The sequence below is a fragment of the Undibacterium sp. RuRC25W genome (assembly GCF_049339825.1).
Classification (GTDB): Bacteria; Pseudomonadota; Gammaproteobacteria; order Burkholderiales; family Burkholderiaceae_D; genus Undibacterium.
The window spans coordinates 1-20,858 of record NZ_JBMPPD010000032.1 but is presented as its reverse complement, the minus strand read 5'-3'; the positions used below and the strand labels follow the sequence as shown (position 1 = coordinate 20,858).

12 protein-coding genes and 3 pseudogenes are annotated in these 20,858 nt (G+C 49.9%); 8 read left to right on the top strand and 7 right to left on the bottom strand.

Translation table 11 applies throughout. The annotated features are described in order from the left end of the window. Nucleotides 1-72: 72 nt before the first annotated feature. Nucleotides 73-1,320 (bottom strand): type II toxin-antitoxin system HipA family toxin, encoded by a 1,248-nt coding sequence (locus tag ACO0KV_RS14325; RefSeq protein WP_423043213.1) that lies wholly within the window; start codon nt 1,318-1,320, stop codon nt 73-75. After that, entirely contained in the window at nt 1,304-1,642 is a 339-nt protein-coding gene (locus ACO0KV_RS14320) for a hypothetical protein (RefSeq protein ID WP_423043212.1), read from the bottom strand. The genes ACO0KV_RS14325 and ACO0KV_RS14320 overlap by 17 nt, the downstream gene beginning before the upstream one ends. 110 nt (nt 1,643-1,752) lie before the next feature. Between ACO0KV_RS14320 and ACO0KV_RS14315 the strand changes: the two are divergent. The 5 genes and pseudogenes from ACO0KV_RS14315 to ACO0KV_RS14295 form a co-directional block, all read left to right on the top strand. Then, nucleotides 1,753-1,864: pseudogene (locus ACO0KV_RS14315) on the top strand (transposase); the annotation flags it as partial. A gap of 254 nt (nt 1,865-2,118) precedes the next feature. Then, nucleotides 2,119-3,519 (top strand): Fic family protein, encoded by a 1,401-nt coding sequence (locus tag ACO0KV_RS14310; RefSeq protein ID WP_423043211.1) that lies wholly within the window; start codon nt 2,119-2,121, stop codon nt 3,517-3,519. Between the two features lie 93 nt (nt 3,520-3,612). Further along, nucleotides 3,613-3,879: pseudogene (locus ACO0KV_RS14305) on the top strand (IS6 family transposase); the annotation flags it as partial. Beyond that, nucleotides 3,877-4,298, top strand: a pseudogene (locus ACO0KV_RS14300) (DDE-type integrase/transposase/recombinase). The pseudogenes ACO0KV_RS14305 and ACO0KV_RS14300, both read left to right, overlap by 3 nt. A 245-nt stretch (nt 4,299-4,543) precedes the next feature. Next, nucleotides 4,544-7,117, top strand: a complete 2,574-nt coding sequence (locus ACO0KV_RS14295; RefSeq protein ID WP_423043210.1) for a cation-translocating P-type ATPase — start codon at nt 4,544-4,546, stop codon at nt 7,115-7,117. Between the two features lie 14 nt (nt 7,118-7,131). On the opposite strand, the gene ACO0KV_RS14290 is transcribed toward ACO0KV_RS14295, so the two are convergent. Genes ACO0KV_RS14290 through ACO0KV_RS14275 form a run of 4 tightly spaced genes read right to left on the bottom strand, consistent with a single transcriptional unit; the run spans nt 7,132 to nt 12,012 of the window. Continuing rightward, nucleotides 7,132-8,358 (bottom strand): ABC transporter permease, encoded by a 1,227-nt coding sequence (locus ACO0KV_RS14290; RefSeq protein ID WP_423043209.1) that lies wholly within the window; start codon nt 8,356-8,358, stop codon nt 7,132-7,134. Further along, a complete protein-coding gene (locus ACO0KV_RS14285) occupies nt 8,358-9,107 on the bottom strand; it encodes an ABC transporter ATP-binding protein (RefSeq protein ID WP_423043208.1) in 750 nt (249 codons plus the stop codon). The genes ACO0KV_RS14290 and ACO0KV_RS14285 overlap by 1 nt, the downstream gene beginning before the upstream one ends. Further along, nucleotides 9,104-10,516, bottom strand: a complete 1,413-nt coding sequence (locus tag ACO0KV_RS14280; protein ID WP_423043207.1) for an efflux RND transporter periplasmic adaptor subunit — start codon at nt 10,514-10,516, stop codon at nt 9,104-9,106. Before ACO0KV_RS14280 ends, ACO0KV_RS14285 begins: the two co-directional genes overlap by 4 nt. Further along, nucleotides 10,513-12,012, bottom strand: coding sequence for an efflux transporter outer membrane subunit (locus tag ACO0KV_RS14275; protein WP_423043206.1), 1,500 nt, complete (start codon nt 12,010-12,012; stop codon nt 10,513-10,515). The genes ACO0KV_RS14280 and ACO0KV_RS14275 overlap by 4 nt, the downstream gene beginning before the upstream one ends. Nucleotides 12,013-12,580: 568 nt before the next feature. On the opposite strand from ACO0KV_RS14275, the gene ACO0KV_RS14270 reads away from it, so the two are divergent. From ACO0KV_RS14270 to ACO0KV_RS14260, 3 genes are all read left to right on the top strand, one after another. Continuing rightward, nucleotides 12,581-14,530, top strand: coding sequence for an alpha-amylase family glycosyl hydrolase (locus tag ACO0KV_RS14270; protein ID WP_423043205.1), 1,950 nt, complete (start codon nt 12,581-12,583; stop codon nt 14,528-14,530). Next, nucleotides 14,527-15,870, top strand: a complete 1,344-nt coding sequence (locus ACO0KV_RS14265) for an MFS transporter (RefSeq protein WP_423043204.1) — start codon at nt 14,527-14,529, stop codon at nt 15,868-15,870. Before ACO0KV_RS14270 ends, ACO0KV_RS14265 begins: the two co-directional genes overlap by 4 nt. 349 nt (nt 15,871-16,219) lie before the next feature. Then, nucleotides 16,220-19,597, top strand: coding sequence for an EAL domain-containing protein (locus ACO0KV_RS14260; protein ID WP_423043203.1), 3,378 nt, complete (start codon nt 16,220-16,222; stop codon nt 19,595-19,597). Between the two features lie 124 nt (nt 19,598-19,721). On the opposite strand, the gene ACO0KV_RS14255 is transcribed toward ACO0KV_RS14260, so the two are convergent. Then, complete coding sequence (locus ACO0KV_RS14255) at nt 19,722-20,198, bottom strand: cache domain-containing protein (protein WP_423043202.1); 477 nt, start codon at nt 20,196-20,198, stop codon at nt 19,722-19,724. Between the last annotated feature and the right edge of the window lie 660 nt (nt 20,199-20,858).

Below are 20,858 nucleotides of genomic sequence, written 5' to 3'. Positions count from 1 at the left end.
TCATGCTCGAAATCGTTAAATGAAGGGTAAGCGCTAAATAACCCCACCTATCGCCCAGTTAACCCAACGACCTTAGGTCTCCAGGAGCGCAATGTTCTCCCGCATACGCGTGCGCAGCATCTCCTGCCATTCGGGCTCCAGCCAGTGAGCAACCTGGTTAAAACCCTTACTGATACGCTTCAGTAGTGTATCAAGATAGCGACTAGCCTCGTCACTGCTGTCGAAACCAAAACGATGGGCGTCGGCCAGTACTGTCGAGCGAGAAATATCGAAACGCCCGGTTGACAGCTGCAGCGTCAATGTCCGCGGTGTCTCAACCGGATTCGGTACGACATCGAAAGCCGGTGCCAGACGCCAGCGTCGTTGCTCGTGTTGGTACACGACTGCATGATTTCGGACATGGTCATCATCATTTCCGCACACTGCATTAAAGACCATTCTCCCAAACAGCTCGCGCCGGTCTTCCACAGGAGCACCGATGATGCGCAGTTCCTCCGCTAGACGCGGATAGCTCCAAAGGTCTGTTTGCGTTATCTTGTCTGGATACTCTGCCTGTAGCAGCGAAGCTGCGCTAACACACATTAAGCGCCGGTCTCCAATTCGGTCGTAGCGCAGCACGCGCACCGCACTGGTTCCCTCGGCGGCAGGATGCAGAACAGTGGCCGCGAAATCCAAACCACTCGCCGCCCCCCATTGTTGGCCTACATGTTCCAGGCAAGGTATGTCAGCAATATCGCTGGGGATTCTAGGCTTGACCAGCCAGTACTTCCCCTCATTGTCGCGCAAGGTCGCCTTGGGGCGAGCGCCCCCTACACTGGCAGTCTGTACTAAGCGGCGACGAAGTCGGACGTCGACTGCTGGCCGTTGCGCGCTCATAGCTGCCAGTTCTTGCACCAGCAGCGGTAGCTGGAATAACTTAGGGTAGGAAAGCTGCGCCACCGAAGGGGTAGATTTTGTGCCTACGGCGAGCGCGCCCCACCGGTCAGCGTTATTGGCCAAAATCAGATAGCGTGCCAAAGGTGTGTCTTCTGGCAGATTGTGCTCGCGCCGAAGCAGCGCCTGACCCCATGAATCTGGACAAGCATCTCGCAGGACATCGTGCAGACCATTGTAGCGTGTCGCTGGCCGCTCGTCCTCCGGCCGGAAAGGCAAGTTGACCGGGTCAATCGCCCACGTGTGACCCGCATCGACATAACTGGGGGCGTACTTGAATCTACCCGAGCTTGCGACGGGGCCAGCAAGATAGCGTCCGACCGTGATCCACTCTCCGTTGTCTGGACGTTGCAAATAAATGAATAAGGGCTTAGAAGTATTCAGCATCTACTTTGCCTCCTCGTTCTTGTTGGCTGAGCTTTACTCTACGTTGGGGAGAGTCGGACCACAGGGCGGGTACTAGCGCAGGTGTAGCATCCTCAAACACGCCCAAAATCAACAATGCAGCGAGGTAAGCGCCAGCAGCTGTACCTGGGTCGCCTCGCTCCATGCGGCGCAAGGTAGCCTCAGAAATACTCATTCGTACACACAAGTCGGCGGCCGTAATGCGTTGACGTAAGCGTTGCGTGTGAATACAGCGCCCCCACGTGTTTAGGCGCTCTCGTACCAAAGTTGGCACCGTATCCACGTTCAAGAGCTTTTTAGGCATACGCTAATCCCCTCATTAAAAGTGTATTATAGATCATAAAGTACTTTTTATGAGGGTTTATCGATGAGGGCGCTAATTATGAACTGCTCATTTGAGCAGGACCATAGTGCCAATGGAAATCTAAATATGGCGGTATGGAAGCCGCCGACGTAAAGCGCCTCGAAGACCTGGAGGCAGAGAATCGTAAGCTCAAAATGATGGTTGCTGATTTGTCGTTAGAGAACCATGCGTTCAAAGAGGTGATCGGTTTAAGGCGCTAACCCCGAACCAGAAACGGGATTTCGTCAAACAACTGCAAGAGCTTGGACTTAGCCAGCGTCAGGCTTGCAAAGCAATGCAACTCTCACGTTCAAGCATGAGTGCACACAAAAACGCTTTTCACGACATCTATTTGGCACGAAAAGTGGCACAAATTCATTTGCGCGCCACTTTATTTGGCGCGATAATGGCTGTGCTAGCAATAACTAGAGATAAAAATGCCAAAATCAATCCCGCCTCAAGAGTTAGACCAACTCGTCGAACTGATTTCCTTACACCAAAAAGGTGTTGGCATAGATGCACTCTTACAAGCCACCGGCGGTAACATGCCGCGGCGCACCATGCAGCGAAGACTGGCCTTACTCATAGAGCAAGGCCGTGTCCAAACCAGCGGAGAAAGCCGTGCATTGCGCTACCTCCGCACCCCGCGGATCGTCGAAGCATCAGTCCAAGAGCATGCAAATGCTAAGGATCAGGCATCGTCCGAAGTTTATGTACCTACGTCACCGGAGGGCGAAGAGATTAAAGCTTATGTCCGCCAACCTCGTCAGCTACGTTCTCCAGTCGGCTATAAGTTGGAATTTCTTGAGCAATATCACCCCAATCAAACCGCGTACCTGCCGCAAAGTTTGCGAGATCAGCTACACGTTCTGGGCCGCTCACCGGCAGACCAGACACCTGCTGGCACCTTTGCCCGCGACATTCTGGGTCGCTTATTGATCGACCTGTCCTGGGCATCTTCGCAACTGGAAGGCAACACCTACAGCCGACTTGATACAGAGCGGCTGATCGAGTTCGGCCAGGCTGCCGAAGGTAAGGATGCACTCGAAACCCAGATGATCCTCAATCACAAGGGTGCCATCGAATATTTGGTGCGGGATCCTGAACATGCGAACCTGACCACGGACACTATCATTGCGTTGCACGCATTTCTGTCTGATGGCTTGATGGCCGATCCGTCCGCTTGCGGACGCATTCGTAGCCGCGCGGTGGAGATCGGTGGGAGCGTGTATTTGCCCGTCGCCTTACCTCAGCGACTTGAAGAATTATTTGGCATCGTCATCCAGATGGCTGCGGAAATCAACGATCCATTCGAGCAAGCGTTCTTCCTCATGGTGCATTTGCCCTACCTGCAACCTTTTGAAGATGTGAACAAGCGGGTATCTCGACTTGCTGCGAATATCCCCTTCATCCGTCACAACCTGTGTCCGCTGTCTTTTATCGACGTGCCGCAACAGGCCTACGTGGATGCCATGATCGGTGTATATGAATTAAACCGCATCGAACTTCTGCGCGATGTTTTCGTCTGGGCTTATGAACGTTCTTGTCAGCAGTATGTTGCCGTCAAACAAAATCTTGTGCCGCCAGACATTTTCCGTCTACGTTATCGACAGGCATTGACTGAAGTTGTTGCAGCCATCGTTCGCAGTGATGAGGTCGCCACGGATGCAACGTTACGTGCTAGAACACCAGCTACTGTGACGGATGCTGACAAGGATCATTTCATCAGATTGGCACTTGCAGAATTCAAGACACTGCATGCTGGTAATGCAGTACGTTTCGGCATCCGACCATTAGAGCTCGCCGCGTGGCGGGAACAGCACGGAAAAGACCATTAAGACCTTTGGCGTTGGATTTCTGGTTCCGTCGCATTAACTTTTAAAAAGCGAAATCGGTTATGCTCAGCACCTTTTTAAAATTGATGCTCAGCCATGCTTGATACGAAACGAATGCGCTTTCCATTAGAAATGATAGTCGTCTGTATTCGTTGGTATGCAGCTTACCCACTCAGCTACCGCCATCTCGAAGAAATGATGCAAGAACGTGGCGCCTTTGTCGATCATTCTTCCATCAACCGCTGGGCAATCCGGTTTCTGCCTCTGATCGAAAAAACATTCAGAAAATATCAACGCCCTGTTGGTAGCAGCTGGAGAATGGATGAAACCTATATCAAAATCAATGGGCAATGGAAATACTTGTATCGTGCCGTCGACAAAGAGGGACAAACCGTCGATTTCCGCGTGACAAGGCAGCGGCCATGCGCTTCTTCGACAAAGCCGTACATAACAACGGTCTACCAGATAAAATCGCCATGGATAAGAGCGGTGCAAATAAAGCAGCGATTGATCAGATCATCGAAGACAAGGGACTGAGCATCGTTGTACGGCAAGTCAAATATCTCAATAATATGGTTGAACAAGACCATCGTGCGATCAAGCGTATGACACGTCCGATGCTTGGATTCACGTCATTTCGTGCTGCCAGAAATATTCTGGCGGGCATTGAGCTCATGCATATGCTACGCAAAGGACAACTGAACCTGGTCGGATGTGAGAACATGTCATTTGCAGACCAGTTTTATGTATTGGCAGGCTTAGTCCGTCCAGCGATAATATAAAAAGTCGTAACGGCTTAAACTTGTCTTTTTAAAAGTTAATGCGACGGAACCTGAAATCCAGCCATGAAATGTGGAGTCATTTAATTGATGCTCACGACAATCCGCCGCTTGCGATAGCCCTGAGCCTTGCTAGGCGGTGACATGTTGCAACCATTGCGCAAGGATTTCAGGTAAACCTAACAGCGCGGTAGTGCACAGACGCATCATGTTGATGTGCATAGCGTATGCGTCTCCGAGAACTTAACATGGACGGGAACCGTATGTCAGAGACGACGAATTTACCGACTGGCCTTAGCGCCGCAGAAGCGCAGCGTCGGCTGTTGAGTGATGGCGGGAACACGTTGCCGACTGCCAGGCCGCGGTCGGTATTGGGGATTGCATGGGGTATCGTGCGTGAACCGATGTTTATTCTCCTCATTGCGTGTGGCAGTATTTATCTGGTGTTAGGTAGCAGACAGGACGCTTCTATCTTGTTGGGATCGGTTGTGATTGTCATGGCCATGAGTTTTGTGCAGGAACGCAAGAGCGAACGTGCGCTGGAGGCATTGCGTGATTTGTCTAGTCCGCGTGTGTTGGTGTTACGGGATGGGAAACAACAGCGCATACCAGGTCACGAGGTTGTGCGAGGCGACATCGTGTTTCTAGCGGAAGGTGATCGTGTGCCGGCTGATCTCTTTTTGATCGACACTCAGGGCATGACGATTGATGAGTCCTTATTAAGCGGCGAGTCCGTGCCTGTGCGCAAGGCGAAGGGGAGTGATGCAGTCGCCAGATTTGCACCACCTGGCGGTGAGGATCAACCTTATCTCTATTCTGGTACGCTCGTGGTGCAGGGAAAAGGTAAGGCGCAGGTCGAGGCGACCGGTGAAAAAACAATCCTCGGCGGTATTGGAAAAGCTTTGGTGACGCTTGAAACGGAACCGAGTCATTTGCAAAATGAGACGGCGCATGCGGTGAGCGTCATTTCTGTATTTAGCATCGTTCTGGTCTTTGTACTGACGATCTGGTATGGCGTTACCCGTGGTGACTGGCTTAACGGAATTCTGGCTGGTTTGACTATGGCGATGGCACTATTGCCTGCTGAATTGCCATTGATTTTGACGATTTTTCTTGGACTTGGCGCATGGCGGATTGCCAGAAAACAGGTCCTGACACGCCGTATTTCTGCCATTGAAATGTTGGGCGCGGCAACGGTGCTATGCGTTGATAAGACGGGGACGTTAACGCAAAACCGCATGGCATTGGCACAGATCGCGGTGGGGGAGCAGGTTTATATTTTTGGTGATTCATCGGTTACATTGCCCTTAGATTTTCCGGAGACGTTTCATGAGACGCTGGAATTTTCTATGCTGTCTAGCCAACGTGATCCTTTTGATCCGATGGAAAAGGCTATTCAGGAAGCCGGGCACGCCACGTTGGCGGGTACTGAGCATATTCATGATCTCTGGACACTGGTGGAAGAATATCCGTTGTCTCCGCAACTGCTGGCAATGTCGCGCGTCTGGCATTCGCCAGACAGGGTTGACTATGTGATCGCTGCCAAGGGAGCGCCTGAAGCGATCATTGATTTGTGTCATTTGCCAAGCGATGAGATACAGCGCATTAACGCACAGGTCGATCGTGTAGCCAGTCAGGGATTACGTGTACTTGCCGTCGCCAAGGCGAGCTTTAAGCAGCATGCACTGCCAGCGATTCAGCATGATTTTGATTTTAAATTTCTTGGACTGATCGCGCTAGCAGACCCGTTGCGGCTCGGCGTTAAGACAGCTATATCACAATGCCATGCAGCGGGAATTCGTGTCGTGATGATGACGGGGGATTATCCTGCGACGGCAATGAATATCGCTCAACAATGCGGCATTGTTCATGACAGTGGCGTTATTACAGGCACCGATCTCGATACGCTGGATGATACTGAACTGCAAAAGCGGTTGGCACAGACGAATGTATTTTGCCGCATACAGCCTGAACAAAAATTACGTCTGGTCACAGCCTTCGAGGCGAGTGGTGAAGTGGTCGCCATGACTGGTGATGGCGTCAACGATGCGCCTGCACTGAAGGCTGCGCATGTTGGCATTGCGATGGGGCTACGCGGTACTGACGTCGCGCGTGAGTCGGCCGCGTTGGTGCTCTTGGATGATGATTTTGGTGCTCTCGTCGCTGCCGTCAGGCTCGGGCGCCGTATTGTCGATAATATCCGCAAGGCAGTTGTGTTCTTAGTCGGTGCGCATATTCCGATTGCAGGCATGTCGATGTTGCCGGTCATGATGGGATGGCCACTGATTTTACTGCCAGTGCATATCGTCTTTTTTGAACTGATGATTGATCCCACTTGTTCTATCGTTTTTGAGGCAGAGCCAGAAGAGGCCGACGTCATGAAACGATCACCGCGGCGCACCGATCAAAAAATATTCAACGCCGAACTGTTGATGTTAGGTTTAAAGCAGGGGGTGATTTTGTTTGTGGTGTTGCTGGCAGTGTATCTGCTGGCACAAGAGGCGGGGCTGGCGGTTGCGCAGGCGAGGGCGCTGACGTTTAGTGGGATGATTGTCGGTGATATCTGGCTGATTGTTATCAATCGCTCATGGACATTGTCCATACTGGCATCGGTTCGCTTACGTAATACGGCGCTGTGGAGTGTCGTTGCGCTTGCGTTGCTGATGTTAGGGGTATCATTGTATGTGCCATTCATGAGCTCTTTGTTCAGGTTTAGTACACCACCGGTTGGGTACCTGTGTCTGACGATTGTCGCTGTCAGTAGCATCCTTGTGTTTTGTCACCAATTCATCCGCGCCACCAGTACGCAAGTTCCACCTTGAGGTGAGGACGAAAGTTACTCGTGGCGTAAAGCGACGATCGGATCCATACGGGCAGCATTGCGTGCAGGGAAATAACCAAAAAGAACACCGATGCCTGCTGAAAATACCAGTGAAAGAAGATTGATGGTGGGGTCGAACGTATAGGGTACATTCATCAGACCCGCCAGAAAATACGACGCGATCGTCGCGATGATCACGCCGACTAAACCGCCCAATGCGGAAAGTACCATCGCCTCAATCAGAAACTGCAACAGTACCTCATCTTCTAACGCGCCTACCGCGAGCCGTAGTCCGATTTCGCGGGTACGTTCGGTCACGCTCACGAGCATGATGTTCATAATCCCGATACCGCCCACCAGCAGGCTGACTGCGGCCACTGCACCAAGGAGACTGGTCAGAACACCCATGGTACTGGACAGTGTTTCAGCGAGCTGTTGCGTGTCGAAGATATTGAAATTGTCATCGTCATGTTCTGCCAGCTTGCGGCGCTCGCGCATGAGCTGGCGCAGACTCGCTTTGAGTGGCGCACTATCGGCATTTTCTTGCATAGAGACCATGAGCATATCGACTCGGTGTGAGCCTGTAACGCGGCGCTGTAGCGTATTTAACGGCACCACGACGGTGTCATCTTGATCCCCCATGCCGCTCTGCCCCTTGCTACCTAAAATGCCGATGACGTTGCATGAGAATTGTTTGACGCGCAATAATTCTCCTAAGCCTGTTTTTCCGGGGGTACCGCCAAAGATTTCTCGGCGTACCGTTTCACCGATGATGCACACGGCCGAACCGGCGCGTTGTTCATCGGGATCGAATTCGCGGCCGCTGGCCAGATTCCAGTTGCCAGTTTTAAACCATTCGTTGGTGCTGCCAGACACGCTGGTAATCCAGTTGCGACCATTGGCGATGACGGTCACGCTGGCTCGCCCTAACGGCGCGACTTGGGCCACGCCACCGATTTGCGCAGCAATGGCGTCTGCGTCCGCATCAGTAAAGTGAGGTATGCCGGCACTACCTGCTCCCGAGCCACCGCCACCGGGACCGCGCTGACCAGGACTCACAATGAGTAAGTTCGCTCCCAGACTAGAGATTTGCGTATTGATTGCCTGCGTTGCACCATTGCCGAGCGTGACCATGGTAATGACAGCAGACACACCAATCACGATGCCCAAAATAGTCAGGAAAGATCGCAGCAGGTTGCGCTGTACCGAGCGTAGTGCAAGGATGAACACAGAAAACAGCATCAGGTGCTTTCGTTGGGATTCATCGTTTGCGGCGCTGCAGTGACAGGATGCGGATTGATTTCATCTTTGGCGATGCGTCCATCAACGAAATTCACCATCCGCCGCGCGTAGGCTGCCATGTCAGGTTCATGCGTCACCATCAGCACGGTGATGCCATGATCCCGATTGAGTGCCACGAGCAGTCCCATGATTTCATGGCTGCGTTGAGTATCGAGATTGCCGGTGGGCTCGTCAGCCAGTACCACATCTGGCGTAGTGACAATGGCGCGCGCGATCGCTACCCGCTGCTGCTGACCACCAGATAGCTCGGATGGCATGTGGTGTTCCCAGCCACCCAGTCCTACTGATTGCAACGCCACGCTGGCAGCGGCACGGCGAGAGCTGGCACTATCACCACGATATAACAGCGGTAGTTCAACGTTTTCTTGGGCAGAGGTACGTGCCAACAGATTAAAGCCCTGAAAGACAAAGCCCAGATACTGGCGGCGCAAACGTGCCCGTTGATCGCGCGATAGCGCTTCAACGTGTGCTCCTTTGAACAGGTATTGCCCGCTGCTAGGGGTATCGAGGCAGCCCAGAATATTCATCACCGTTGATTTTCCAGACCCGCTAGGACCACTGATGGCGACAAATTCTCCGGCCTGAATGTCGAGATCAATCCCTTTTAATGCCATTAATTCGGTGGCACCGCTGCCATAGCGTTTAGTCACGCCGCGAAGGCTAATGAGTGGCATAGTCATGGCGCTCATTTGACCTTCGTACTTTGTTGATCGGTGATGACGAGCATGCCAAGCTGCAAATCACCGCCAGTGATTTCGGTCATATGACCATCGCTGATACCAGGTGTGACCGCGACGGCAACCGCTGTTTTGTCGCGTAGGATCCATACTTGTTTTGCCAGTGCTGTGCTGGCGCCGGTGGCAGCAGACTTGCGGCCGGTGTTGCCTGGAATATGCGGAATCAGGCTCGATGCCATGCCGGTTTTGGTTGCCGCTGCTGTGGTGCCTGGCATGAAGCGTAGTGCTGTATTTGGTACGAGCATCACGTTATTACGCTGTGCGGCGATAATCGATGCGGTGGCGGTCATTCCTGGCCGCAAGCTCATATCGGCATTGTCGACATCGAGATAAGTCAGATAGGTGACAACGGCGTCAGTGATGGTCGAGCCAAAGCCGACACGGGTGATTTTGGCCGGAAATTGTCGACTCAGATAGGCGCTGACGGTAAACGTAGCATGTTGCCCTACCTTGACCGCCCCCACGTCGGCTTCATCGACATACACCCACAGACGCAATTTGCTCAGATCGTCAGCTAAAGTGAACAGGGTGACTGCTTGTAACGAGGCTGCTACTGCGTTGCCTGGATCGACCGTGCGGGTCAAAATAATGCCGTCGGCCGGTGCTTTGATGGATGCCTTGGACAGCGTAATCTGGTCAGTGGAGAGGGCGGCTTTTGCATCATTCACGCTTGCTTGTGCACTGAGATCGTCGGCTGTTGCCCGGTCCAGTGTGGCGCGACCGGTATCTAGTTCAGCTTTGGATGGTACCTTACCCGCAGAGAGGATAGAGACCTCATTGAGCCGGTTCAAGGATGCAGTGGCTTCTCTGACAGTCGCCGTCGTTTGCGCTACCTTGGACTTGGCCGCATCCAACGTGGCCGTGGAACGTAGGATCTGGTCATTCAGTTTGGCAGGATCGAGCACTAGCAGCGCATCCCCTTTTCTGACCTGATCATTGACATCCACATTGACCTTGAGCACGGTGCCTGATAGTTCGCTGCCGATATTAATTGAACGGATAGGCTGCAGCGTGCCGTTGGCAGTTACGGTCAATGTGATGTTGCCACGCGCGACAGGCTGGGTGTTATAAACAGGCAGCGCGTTTTGGGCATGACGTGCCATCCACCACCAGATGAAGCCAGCAATGAGCAAAACAAGCAGTGTGCCGAACCAGACTAGTGGGCGACGATACCAGGATTTTAAGCTTGGCTCGGCAAGTAGCGTGCTTATATCCTTTGTGGCTGGGTCGTTAGCTGCGGCATCAGGTGCAGGGGCAACTGAGGACGGTGTGATCGTGGGTACCGCTCTGATCTCGGGTGGGGCTGCCAAGAGCAAAGCATCATGAGGCAACGGGTCAATAACAGGGTCGGATGGTTTCATGGCGTTGCGATCAGAGTAGACTTATTTTTAGTTGGTGTTTCAGACGACGCGTTTGTTGCACTATCCTTCTCGCTGTCGGCTTGCCATCCGCCGCCAAGTGCCTTGTAAAGTCGAATTTGATCGCTGCTGACGACGGCGTTTGCACTGGCAAGGGCATCCTGTGTGGCTAGTTGGGTAAGCTGGGTTTGCAGTACCACCTGAAAATCAATAAGTCCGCTGCTGTAACGCTGGTTTGCCAGATGCGATGCGGTGGCGGCTGACTCGCTTGCAACCCTCAGGCTTTGAAAGCGTTGACTATCATTGCGCAATGCCAGTAGTGCATTTTCTACGTCGGAAAGTGCTGTCAGTACGGCAGTTTCATAGGCCAATTGTGCTTGATCAAACGCTGCCTGCTGCAGACTCACCTGAGCACGTTTTGCCCCGCCATCAAAAATCGGCAGGCTGATTCCAGCAATCAGAGCGCTCACCAACGAAGATCCATCGGTAAGCATGCCCGCTGTTAATGCACTCAGGCCGATTGATCCACCCAGAGAAAAGCTCGGAAGGCGTGCGGCTTCGGCCTGATTGGTTCGCTCCCTCGCTGCTAAAACGGTGTATTCGGCAGCCCTGATATCGGCACGCTGGCGCAGAGTTTCTGTCGGTATGGTCAATGCTAGTTCACCTTCAGTCTTTGGCACGGGTTGGGCTGCTGATAAGATCGTTTCCAGCATTTGTGGTGGCTGACCAGTCAGTAGTGCCAGTGCATGCTGGTTTTGTTTGATCGCTATTTGCAACAGGGGTAACTGTGCCCTGGTTTGTTCAACTGCGGTGCGTGCCTGTTCTACTTCAAGGATGCTCAGAAATCCTGCTTGTTGGCGCCACTGTGTAATGCGTAGCGTCTCTTCCTGATTGGTGAGGTTTTGTTGTGCAATGCTAAATCGTGCCTGACTGTCACGTAGGCTGATATAAGTCAGACCTACTTCCGCTGTTATCATGACTTGCGTGTCGCCGAGACTGGCCTTGCTCGATAATGCGGCATCCTCGGCAGCATTGCGCCCGCTGCGTGCGGCACCAAAGATATCGGGCGCCCAATTTGCAGTGGCGTCGACCTGAAATAAATTGCTGCTTCCAGTGCCACTGATTCTATTACGTTGTGCCGAAGCAGATCCGTCCAGTGTTGGGAAGAGTGCTGCCGCTGCAATGTCACGCAGTGCCCAGGCCTGACGCAGCGCAGTCTGTGCTGTCTTTATACTCAGGTTGTTGTTGAGTGACTGATTCACCAGGGTATCGAGTACCGGATCATGAAACCTCGTCCACCACTGAACCAGCGTGTCTTGACCAACGACTGTTGGATCAGACCAAGTAGTTGGTATCGCAAATGAAAGTGGCTTAGGTGGCTGCATCGTTGAGGAGGCGCACGCGCACAGCGCAAACGATGCAATGATGGTCGCCAGAAAACCAATCCGGTCTGACAGGTCACGCGGGGTAGAAATAGTGATGATGTTGTTATGCGACATCCGTTGGCTCCCCGCTTTTTTCTCTGAGATGAATCATCAACGAATGGCACTGCATCGTCTGTTCGGGAGCGAACGCAGAGTTATTAAAGGGGAAACAGTAGAATTACAAACGTTTGCATAAAATTCCTCTTGTGATGATGTAATTTGAATTTTTAGCGGATTTTGTTTGATTAAATCATGCTGCATCGCCACATTTTAACGTGTATTGTGGACTAATGTTGTTTTAATGGAACGTTTTGTTGATCGAATTTTGCTTTTGTTGGTGCATTCTCTCTTGGTTGATGCAGTGTTCTTGCGCTGACTTGTTGGTTTGCGGGTAATTGCTGCGGTGCGTACTTGCAATCGATTGCAAAGAATTTTCTTTTGTTGGATAATTCTTCGCAATAGCTGCACAACAAACGAGACGTCGGTATTGAATGACAACGCGTTTTTGTGCATCGCTCAGGCCATTGTTCTTAGGTGAACATAAACAAACACCTTTACCCGTGTGTTTCGGCTCTCCTTGCTGCTGAGGTGGTAGGGAGAGCCATTTTTCCGGTGCATCTTATTTTTTGAAATGTGATTCACGATGGATTTCAAATCCCTCCAACATAGTTGTTTGCAAGCGTTATCAACGACATTGCCAGATTCATTACAAGGGATTGTGGCAGCTCGTTTTAGTACACGTTCGGCAGATCTGTTAGCAAGTCTTGAATCGGTGTACGCTAGTGCTTTTGATGATCCAGATGCTTTTCATCTTTGGTTACAACAACTCTTCTCTCGGTTGTCAGAAACGATCCGACATCGGTCACCCTCATTAATCGCATTGGATCTGAAGCGTGAGCAACATCCGGACTGGTTTTGCGATGAACATATGCTGGCCTATTGTGCGTACGTCGACCGTTTTGGTGGTGATTTACAAGGGGTCATGCGGCGGATCCCGCATCTGAAAGAAATGGGTGTCACTTATCTGCATTTACTACCTTTTTTGAAAGCCCGCGCAGGTGAAAACGATGGGGGATTTGCAGTTTCCGCCTTTGATGAAGTTGAACCTGCGCTGGGAACGATGCTTGATCTGGAGCAATTAACGCAGGCGTTGCGTCGCGCCGGAATCAGTCTGTGTTCTGATTTTATTTTAAATCACGTTGCCGACGATCACCCGTGGGCAAGTGCAGCACAGGCTGGAGATTCGCATTACCAAGATTATTTTTACCACTTCCCTGATCGTCAGTTACCCGATGCCTATGAAGCGAATCTGGGACAGGTTTTTCCGCAAGTTGCCCCCGGTAATTTTAGTTACAACGAAGCGATGAAGTCTTGGGTCTGGACGACCTTTTATCCTTATCAATGGGATTTGAACTATGGCAATCCTGCCGTGTTTGCCGATATGGTGATCGCTATGCTGGAACTGGCGAATCGCGGTGTGGAGGTATTCCGGCTGGATTCAACGGCATTCTTATGGAAGCGCCTTGGTACGAACTGCATGAATCAACAAGAGACGCATATACTGTTAAAGGCGATACGCCACATGATTGATATTGCTGCGCCAGGCGTGTTACTCAAAGCGGAGGCGATTGTTCCAACGGCTGATTTACCCGCTTATCTGGGCAGCCCAGATGGCGCACATGCAGAATGTCACATGGCCTATCACAGCACCCTGATGGCTGCCAGTTGGCTTTCGCTCGCGGAGCAAAATACGACGCTCATGCAAGACGTAATCCGCGCCACGCCACCCTTACCACCCAACACTAGTTGGCTCACGTACGTCCGCTGTCATGATGATATTGGCTGGAATGTATTGCGACCAGAAGCACGTCTTAGCTCGCAGGATGTACAAAGTCGCTTAGCGGCTGTCGCTCAGTTTTTTGCTGGCGAAGGGAATAGTTTTGCCCGCGGCGCGAGTTTTCAGACGAGTGATCCGGAAGCAGTTCACGGTAGCGTAGGGATGGCAGCAGCGTTGACAGGTTGCGATCGTTTCAGTAACCAAGATCAGACTTCTGCTATTGATCGCCTCTTGCTTTTGTATGGACTCAGTTTATGCTTTGGTGGGATGCCGTTTATTTATATGGGGGATGAATTGGCGCAGGAGAATGATGTCGATTACCAGCTGATTCCTTCACAGTCCCTGGACAGCCGTTGGCTGCACCGTCCACACTGGCAAGAGCCATTATATGTAGATCGTTTGGATCGTACCACTAACAGTGGTGCCATGTTTGCGGGGCTGTCTCAGTTGCTGCAAGCCCGTCGGACCTTACCGCAGTTGGCTGCGCATCAGCCGCGCCATTTGCTTTCTTGCGCGCAACCAGAAGTGCTGGCTTTTGTGCGTGGTAGCGATCACCACCCAGTCATTTTTGTAGGTAATTTTTCAGATCATGTTTGCTATCTGAAGCAAGAAGACTTATTGACTCCATCACTTCGAGCGCATGATTGGGAGGATTTGCTGACGCAACAGATGTTCAGCGATCAGATAGCGATAGCACCTTGGTCACAATATTGGCTGGTACCTTCCAATGCCACTCATCGGACAATGACATCATGAATCATGCACCAATCGGAAGTTCCGGCAGCAAAAAACCATGGCTTTCGTTCTGGCAAATTTTGAACATGAACATTGGATTTTTTGGCTTGCAATTTAGTTTTGGATTACAGCAAAGTAGCATGAGTCCGATCTATAAATACTTGGGAGCCGATGAGGCAAGTCTGCCGTATCTATGGCTCGCTGGGCCCGTTACTGGTTTGATTGTACAGCCTATCATTGGTGCAATGAGTGACCGGACTGTCAGTCGTTGGGGGCGTCGCACGCCTTACTTTCTGATTGGCGCCTTAATTTGTAGTCTCGGACTTCTTATCATGCCATTCAGTTCGAGTTTGTGGATGGCAGCGAGCATTTTATGGATTCTGGATGCAGCAAATAATGTCACGATGGAGCCTTATCGCGCGTACGTCAGTGACCGGTTGCGGTCGGAGCAGCATGCCGCTGGATTCCTGACGCAAAGTGCTTGTACGGGGCTTGGTCAGACGCTTGCCTATTTGACGCCTTCATTGTTGGTCGCCTTTGGCATGAATAGCAATGCTGTTAATGCCAATCATATTCCGTATATTGTCATCACCGCGTTTTTGATCGGTGCCGTCTTTTCTATTGCCAGCATACTCTGGAGCCTGAAGACTACGCCTGAGCTCCCATTGGATCCGGAACAAATTGCTGAGATAAAAAGCCAACCAACGGGCTGGCGTGCTACGGCGGATGAGATTATTCTGGCGGTGAAAGAAATGCCGCTCACCATGAAACAACTTGCCTTGGTTAAATTGTTTCAATGGTATGCGATGTTTTGCTACTGGCAGTACATTGTCTTGTCACTGGGGCGCAGCATATTCGGTACGGATGATCCTGCTACGGATGGTTTTCGTGATGCGGGGCTGTTGAATGGTCAAATCGGTGCTTTCTACAACTTTGTTGCTTTCATTGCCGCGTTCGCCTTGGTGCCATTCGTGCGCCGTTTTGGCCCGAAAGTGACGCATGCTATTTGTCTGTTACTGGCCGGTATAGCGATGTTGAGTTTGCCTGATATCCATACTCCTGCACTGTTGTACATTCCTATGCTGGGCGTTGGTCTTGCCTGGGCCAGCATCATGGGTAATCCTTACGTGATGCTTGCTGACTGCATTCCTGCACATCGTACTGGTGTGTATATGGGAATTTTTAATATGTTCATCGTCATCCCGATGATTATACAAATTTTCACGTTACCGCTTATTTATCATCGCTGGTTGGATGGCAATCCAGAAAACGTGATTCGTCTGGCCGGTGCATTGCTTATCTGTGCCGCCGTCGCCGTCAGTATCGTAAAATTAAAAAAGCAACATACAGATACTCACTAAGTATTGTTCAGATCTGCAGCATTGTGGCGTCTCATGCACTGGGATGTTTCTGGCAGATCTTGTTTGCGATCTATTTGGCTCGATTTCCATCTATTTTTCACAAGAGAATAGATGGAAGCCAGTGACTTCTGCTACTCTTTATTCTACACAAAATAAAACTCGCTTTTTTGTTGCCTTTTGGTTTTGTTTTTTTCATTACTATCGGTGCCCCAATTGTTCTTGAGCAGTCTTTTGCCAGGTTTCATTTTGCATTAAAAATGTAATCCATCAAACCGTGCTGGGAATAGTGTTGACGTCTGATGACGAATGATGTTGCTTACGTTGAGAATTTAGCCGGAGTTGAAAGCAAATGAATTCAGCACCATTGCCCCAAAATGAGAAGGAGCGTATCGCGGCCCTGCACGCGCTCGAAGTTCTCGATTCATCGCCTGAAATAGAATTTGATGCGTTAGTGAATATTGCATCATCTATCTGTGGCGTGCCAATTTCACTGATTAGTTTGATCGATATTGAGCGACAGTGGTTTAAGGCGAATATCGGACTTTCTGGTATTTCCGAAACACCAAGAGATATTGCATTTTGCGCACATGCGATTCTTGGAAGTGAGCTGTTTGAAATTTCGGACGCGTCATCTGATGAGCGGTTTGCCGACAATCCTCTGGTTGCGGGACAGTCCGGCTTTCGCTTTTATGCCGGCGTACCGATTGTTTTACGTGATGGTAATCGGGTCGGTACGCTATGCGTGATTGATCGTCAACCGCGAGAACTCGATGAAAAACAGCGCGAGATTTTAAAAAACTTAGCGCTTGCGGCAGCGGCGGCACTTGAAGGGCGGCGCGCATTACATCAATACAAACGCGCTACTAAAGCATTGCAATACAGTGAGAGTCATTTACGTCAGTTATATCAGGCCACACCGGCGATGTTACATTCCATTGATATGGAGGGGCGACTGCTCGCAGTCAGCGATACTTGGTTATCAAAACTGGGATACGAACGCGAAGAAGTATTGGGATGTTATTCCTCCGATTTTTTGACACCAGAATCGAGAGAGTACGCAAAAAATGTTGGTTTTCCTACGTTTTTCAAGCATGGTCGATGCGATAAAGTGCCCTATCAGATGGTCACCAAAAGCGGTGAAAAGATGGATGTTTTGCTTTCAGCCGTGCTCGACTATGATCCTAATGGTAAGTCACACAGTAGTGTGGTAGTGATCGAGGATGTGACGCAACGACGTCTTGTTGAGTATCAGTTAGAGCAACAGCATCAGCGCCTGATGCATATTGTTGATAGTACCCAAATGGGAACATGGGAATGGAATGTTCAGACCGGGGAGGTCATCGTTAACGAACGTTGGGTAGAGATTATTGGGTATTCCTTAGAAAACTTTCCATCTCCATCCATACAAAGCTGGGTTAATAATCTTCATCCTGATGATGTGCAGATGTCTGGTGCTTTGCTTGATCACCATTTCGCTGACCAGATTAAAAATTATGAGTGCGAGGTTCGGATGCGGCATCGTGACGGGCATTGGGTTTGGGTGCGTAGTCTTGGCCGTGTGATGACCTGGACTGCAGACGGCAATCCAGAATGGATGTTTGGTACGCATGAAGACGTTTCCGAGCGTATTGCCTCTCAGAATGCATTACAAGAGGCGAAAGAGCGCATATCCCTAGCAACGGATTCTGGGGGGATCGGTATCTGGGAGTGGGATATCAGCGCGAATACGTTGATCTGGGACGCATGGATGTACCGGTTGTATGGTGTGAGTCTCGAAGATGGAATCACTGCCTATGAGCTTTGGACAAAATCAGTTCATCCAGATGACGCTCAAAAAACAGATGCGGCGCTCAAGGATGCTGTCGCAGGGACAACGCCATTAGACACAGAGTTTCGTATCTTTTGGCCGGATGGCAGTGTACGTTATATACGCAGTACTGGCAGAGTCACGCGCGATAGCATTGGACATTCTGTTCGTATGGTCGGTGCAAACTGGGACGTCACTGAAGCGCGTCGCCTTAATCTTGAATTGGCCGAGCAACATGAAATGCTGGAGGTCACCTTACGTTCCATCGGTGATGCCGTGATTACCACAGATGCGAAAGGGGAGATTACCTGGCTCAATCCGGTGGCCGAACGTATGACCGGTTGGTTAGTGGCAGAAGCCATCGGCAAACCAGTGGGGCTCGTCTTTCATGTCGTGAATGAAGAAACACGCAAACCGACTGCAAATCCTGTTTTAGTTTGCCTTGAACAAGGAAAAATCGTTGGTCTTGCAAACCATACTTTACTGATCTCACGTCATGGTGAGGAGTATGGTATCGAAGATTCAGCTGCGCCTATTCGCAACACCAAAGGCGATATGCTGGGCGTTGTTCTGGTGTTCCATGACGTGACGGAACAGCGACGCCTTTCTGGAGAAATGAGCTATCGGGCCACGCATGACGCCTTAACTGGATTAGTGAACCGTGCAGAATTTGAAACGCGTCTTCGTCGCGTTTTACAAAAATCTCATGATGAGCGTAGTCAGCATTATTTAATGTATATTGATCTCGATCAGTTTAAGCTCGTCAACGATTCTTGTGGTCATACGATTGGTGATCAGCTATTACAACAAATGGCGAAACTGCTGCACTCTACAGTGCGTGAGCGCGACACACTCGCCAGATTGGGCGGTGATGAATTTGCGGTGATTCTAGAATATTGCAATGCTGAACCTGCACACAGAGTAGCGCAACAAATTTGCGAGAAAATGGATAATTTCCGTTTTATGCATGAGGGGAGACGATTCCGGATTGGTGCCAGTATCGGCCTTGTGCCAGTTGATCATCGCTGGCCGACGATGGAGTCAATCATGCAGGCGGCGGATACTTCTTGCTATGCAGCGAAAGAAGCAGGACGTAATCGCGTGCATGCATGGTTTGATTCCGATATGGCGATGCGAACCAGGCATGGCGAAATGAAATGGACAGATCGTATTGGTCAGGCGTTGGATGAGGACCTATTTATTCTTTATGCCCAAAAGATAGAGCCGATTAATACGCAATCTAATGGCTTGCATGCTGAAGTTTTATTACGGATGCGAGACACTGATGGCAGCATTATTGCTCCAGGCGCTTTTATGCCAGCCGCCGAGCGTTTTCATCTGGCAAATCGGATCGACCGTTGGGTATTTAAACATGTGATTAATTGGCTTAAGGCGTTACCGTCACTAGATGCGATTGACAATATCAGTATTAATCTCTCTGGGCAATCTGTCGGTGATCGTGCATTTCACCGCTGGGCGATCGAACTCATACATCAAGCCGGTCAGACAATCTGTGAGAAGGTGTGCATTGAAATTACCGAAACAGCGGTAGTGACGAATCTTGCAGATGCGGCATTATTTATAGAACAAGTGCACGCAGCCGGCATCAAGATTGCTTTAGACGATTTTGGCGCTGGGGCCTCTTCATTTGGTTATTTAAAATCCTTATCTGTCGATTTCTTAAAAATTGATGGGCAGTTCATTCGGGATTTGGTCAATGATCCGTTGAACGAAGCAGCGGTTCGTTGTTTTACAGAGGTCGCTAAAGTTGTCGGGGTACAGACGGTTGCCGAATGTGTAGAAAACCAAGAAACATTGGAGAAATTACGTGGTATCGGCGTCGATTATGTTCAGGGATTTTTACTTCACAGACCGGTACCAATTGACGATGTATTGATTGCTAAGAATGCCGTTAGTTAGCCTGTTCTAAGTAGATACGCATTGTCTGTTTTGAGATCGACCACCGAAGAGAATATAAAAACGACGGGGATAAGATCGTTATCACCGTCGTTTCAATATAGGTTAAATAAAAAATGCACAAGGTTTATGAATTCTTATAAACACCGCATCCAATGACATAATCGTCAACGCGCTCAAGATAGGTTGCTTTATCATCAATGTTTTTGGTGCTTGGATTCGGCCATTTGTAAGTAATCCAGGCATTTTCTTTTGTCGCAGTGGCGGCCAACATGTCTTTAAACAGTGTCTTACCATCTGCATCCTTCATTTCTAGGACATCTTTGCCTATGATTTTGGGTAGCATGCCGTGCGCTACCATTTTTCCTTGCCGGTTGATAACAAAGATGTAAAGTTCATTTTTGACAAATTCACCCTTACTATCGCTAAAAGCAGCAAAACTTTTTTCAGCACCATTTGCTTTTAAAAAAGCGACCGCTTTTTTTACTAAAGCAGCGGCTGCTGCTTCTTGCTGTGTTCCATGTTCTCCTGCTGCAAACGTGGATGAAATAAAAAAGAATGGTGAACAGAAAAAAAGTACGCCAAATAACATCTTTCTAAGCATTTTAGTCTCCTGATAATTTGATTTTCCCAAGAAATGACAGAAGCCACTCTTTAGGAACTATACAAAACGAGCAAGCATGAGGTAACAATTTATATACATCCGCGCATTCCCCTTTATTTCGCTAAATAAACAGTTCACTTTTACAATAGGCCTCTCATCATACAAAGTCAAAAAAAATATCATCACCATTGTAAATTTTAGTTACAGTTGTTCTCTCAATACGCCATGCATAATTGAAAGATGTTCATTCGTATACGCATTTATCTTGGCCTGGTAGATGGATGCGATCGGAAGTAAAAGTACGTAAATAAGTCATATATTGTTACTGTTTTACGTCCCTCTGCGGGATAGAATGCCAGTTGGTCGATTGTTAGCGATGACAAAAAAACATTGTATTTTGCATAGACGTCATTTGCTCGGAGTTCGCAACAAAAATCAACGGGTAAAGTGATTGCGCTATGAATGCCGCCCGGTTAAGGATCGTATTTTTGTTTTAGATAAAACGATGATGGGCCTACGACGTTGAATTTAAAAAAGGCGAATTCTAGGATGAAGTGCAATTTATGAACGGTACCGGTTAATGAGGGCAAGATGCGATAGCATTTGTGCCTTTTTGACCGGCCAGTCGAAATTGCATAATGAACTACACACATCTCACCC